This window comes from Streptomyces sp. NPDC059456 (assembly GCF_042750055.1).
In the GTDB taxonomy this organism is placed as follows: domain Bacteria; phylum Actinomycetota; class Actinomycetes; order Streptomycetales; family Streptomycetaceae; genus Streptomyces.
On sequence record NZ_JBHYVA010000836.1, the window covers coordinates 1 to 3298 of the forward strand.

At 72.0% G+C, this 3298-nt stretch carries 3 protein-coding genes; 2 read left to right on the forward strand and 1 reads right to left on the reverse strand.

Going from position 1 to position 3298, the window contains the following annotated elements:
* A partial coding sequence (locus ACFXA3_RS39285) for a hypothetical protein (RefSeq protein ID WP_385195663.1) occupies positions 1-261 on the forward strand: 261 nt, incomplete at its 5' end.
* Between the two features lie 58 nt (positions 262-319).
* Here ACFXA3_RS39285 and ACFXA3_RS39290 read toward each other — a convergent pair.
* Positions 320-730, reverse strand: coding sequence for a Fur family transcriptional regulator (locus ACFXA3_RS39290; RefSeq protein WP_385195665.1), 411 nt, complete (start codon positions 728-730; stop codon positions 320-322).
* A gap of 334 nt (positions 731-1064) precedes the next feature.
* Between ACFXA3_RS39290 and katG the strand changes: the two genes are divergently transcribed.
* A complete protein-coding gene (gene katG / locus ACFXA3_RS39295) occupies positions 1065-3296 on the forward strand; it encodes a catalase/peroxidase HPI (protein ID WP_385195668.1) in 2232 nt (743 codons plus the stop codon).
* Positions 3297-3298: the final 2 nt, after the last annotated feature.

The following is a 3298-nucleotide window of genomic DNA, read 5'->3' on the forward strand; positions in this document are numbered from 1 at the left end:
CGAGCCCCCCCGCGCGCCCGCCCCCGCGCGCGCCCCGCCGCGCGCGCGCGCGACCGCGCGCGCCGGCGCGCGAGCGCCTCGGCCGGGGCCCCCCCCCCCGGGGGGGCCCCCGGCCGCCCCGCGCCGCGGGCCGCGAGCCCGGTCCTGATCTCGCCGAACAGCCCGTCGGGGCTGGTGCGGATGTCGCGGGCCCTGGCCACGTCGGCCACCGTGCGGTCCTGCCGGCAGCTCGACGCCGCGGAGGACGGCACCCCGCCGTGACACCGCGCCGCCGGATCCCGGCAGCGCGGCTTCGGGCCGTGCCCATCCCGCGCCGTGGTCAGGCGCAGGACGGGCACAGCCCGCGGTAGGTGACCTCGGCCTTCGACACGAGGAAACCGAACCGTTCCTCCGGGGGGAGGCCGGCCAAGGGGTCGCCGGTCGGGTGCACGTCGCGGATCGTTCCGCAGCGGGAGCACACCAAGTGGTGGTGCGGGTGGTGCGCGTTGGGGTCGTAGCGCTTCGCGCGGCCGTCCGTGGCCAGTTCGACGACCTCGCCGAGGGCGACCAGCTCGCCGAGGGCGTTGTAGACGGTGGCCCGTGAGATCTCGGGCAGTCGCTCCGCCGCGCGGGCGTGCACCTCGTCGGCCGGGAGGGGGCGGTGGTGTGCCTCGAGCACCTCCGCAACGACACGTCGCTGGGAGGTCATCCTCCAGCCACGCCCTCGCAGTCGTTCCAGCAGGTCACTCATGGCGGATCACCCACTCTGGCTCGGTGGGGCGCCCGGCGTCGGCGAAGACGCCCGGGTCCCGGGGGATATGGGTCTGGCATTGTTCTTGACTTGGATTGCGTCCATCGTAGGATCGGTTCGGTTGGCAGCCAAGGGACGGGAAGCCTCCGGTGCCGCAGTGAGACGCAGATGTGACGGACCACTCTCGAGGAGTTGCGCAATGTCGGCCTGTGGGTCACAGCCGCCCCCGCGTCACGTCACACCGTCGACGCAGCTGCGCTCGTACGCCGCTTCCGCCGCTTCCGCCGCCCGCATTTCCTTAGCACCGTGATCCGCCCGGTTTGGAAGGATTCCCATGTCTGAGAACCATGATGCAATCGTCACAGACGCGCAGTCGGAGGGCGGAGGCGGTTGTCCGGTCGCGCACGGCCGCGCCGCGCACCCGACGCAGGGCGGCGGCAACCGCCAGTGGTGGCCCGAGCGGCTCAACCTCAAGATCCTCGCGAAGAACCCCGCCGTGGCCAATCCCCTCGGCGAGGAGTTCGACTACGCCGAGGCGTTCAAGACGCTCGACCTGCCCGCGGTGAAGCGGGACATCGCCGAGGTGCTGACGAGCTCGCAGGACTGGTGGCCCGCGGACTTCGGCAACTACGGCCCGTTCATGATCCGCATGGCCTGGCACAGCGCGGGCACGTACCGGATCAGCGACGGCCGCGGCGGTGCCGGCGCCGGACAGCAGCGCTTCGCCCCCCTCAACAGCTGGCCGGACAACGGGAACCTCGACAAGGCCCGGCGGCTGCTGTGGCCGGTGAAGAAGAAGTACGGCCGGAGCATCTCGTGGGCCGACCTCATGATTCTCACCGGCAACGTCGCCCTGGAGTCGATGGGCTTCGAGACGTTCGGCTTCGGCGGCGGCCGCGCGGACGTCTGGGAGCCCGACGAGGACGTGTACTGGGGCCCCGAGACCACCTGGCTCGACGACCGGCGCTACACCGGCGACCGCGAGCTGGAGAGCCCCCTCGGCGCGGTCCAGATGGGCCTCATATACGTCAACCCGGAAGGCCCCAACGGCAATCCGGACCCGCTCGCCGCGGCCCGCGACATCCGCGAGACGTTCCGCCGGATGGCGATGAACGACGAGGAGACCGTCGCCCTGATCGCGGGCGGCCACACCTTCGGCAAGACCCACGGCGCGGGCCCCGCGGACCACGTCGGCGCCGACCCCGAGGCCGCTGCGCTGGAGCAGCAGGGTCTCGGCTGGAGCAGCAGCTTCGGCACCGGCAAGGGTGCCGACGCGATCACCAGCGGCCTCGAGGGCATCTGGACGAACACCCCGGTGACCTGGGACAACAGCTTCTTCGAAATCCTCTTCGGCTACGAGTGGGAGCTGTTCCAGAGCCCTGCCGGTGCGAACCAGTGGCGGCCGAAGGACAACGCCGGAGCGGGCACCGTCCCCGATGCCCACGACGCGTCCAAGTCCCACGCCCCCACGATGCTGACGACCGACCTCTCGCTGCGCGTGGACCCGGCGTACGAGCAGATCTCGCGCCGCTTCCTGGCCGACCCCGCGGCGTTCGCGGACGCCTTCGCCCGCGCCTGGTTCAAGCTGACGCACCGCGACATGGGCCCGGTCGTGCGCTACCTCGGCCCGGAGGTCCCGGCCGAGACGCTGCTGTGGCAGGACCCCCTGCCCGCCGTGACGCACGCGCTCGTCGACGCCGACGACATCGCCTCCCTCAAGAGCCGGATCCTCGCCTCGGACCTGTCGGTGTCGCAGCTGGTCTCCGCGGCGTGGGCGTCGGCCTCGTCCTTCCGCGGCAGCGACAAGCGCGGCGGCGCCAACGGCGGGCGGATCCGCCTCCAGCCGCAGAGCGGCTGGGAGGTCAACGACCCCGACCGGCTGGCGGCGGTGCTGCGGACGCTGGAGTCGATCCGGGAGTCCTTCAACTCGGCCCAGAGCGGCGGCAAGCAGGTCTCCCTCGCCGACCTGGTCGTGCTCGCCGGCGGCGCCGCCGTGGAGCAGGCCGCCAAGAACGCCGGTTTCGACGTGGAGGTCCCCTTCACGCCGGGGCGTGCGGACGCGTCGCAGGAGCAGACCGACGTGGAGTCGTTCGCGGCGCTGGAGCCGTCCGCCGACGGCTTCCGCAACCACCTCGGCAAGGGCAACCGGCTGCCGGCCGAGTACCTGCTGATCGACCGGGCGAACCTGCTGACGCTGAGCGCTCCCGAGATGACGGTCCTCGTCGGCGGGCTCCGCGTCCTGGGCGCGAACCACCAGCAGTCCTCGCTCGGCGTGTTCACCCGGACTCCCGAGTCGCTGACGAACGACTTCTTCACCAACCTGCTCGACCTGGGCACCACGTGGCGGGCCACGTCCGAGGACGCGAACACGTTCGAGGGCCGCGACGCCGCCACCGGCGAGGTCAAGTGGACCGGTTCCCGGGCCGACCTCGTCTTCGGTTCGAACTCCGAGCTGCGCGCGCTCGCGGAGGTCTACGCGAGCGATGACGCGAAGGAGAAGTTCGTGCAGGACTTCGTCGCCGCGTGGGTCAAGGTGATGAACCTCGACCGGTTCGACCTCGGCTGACC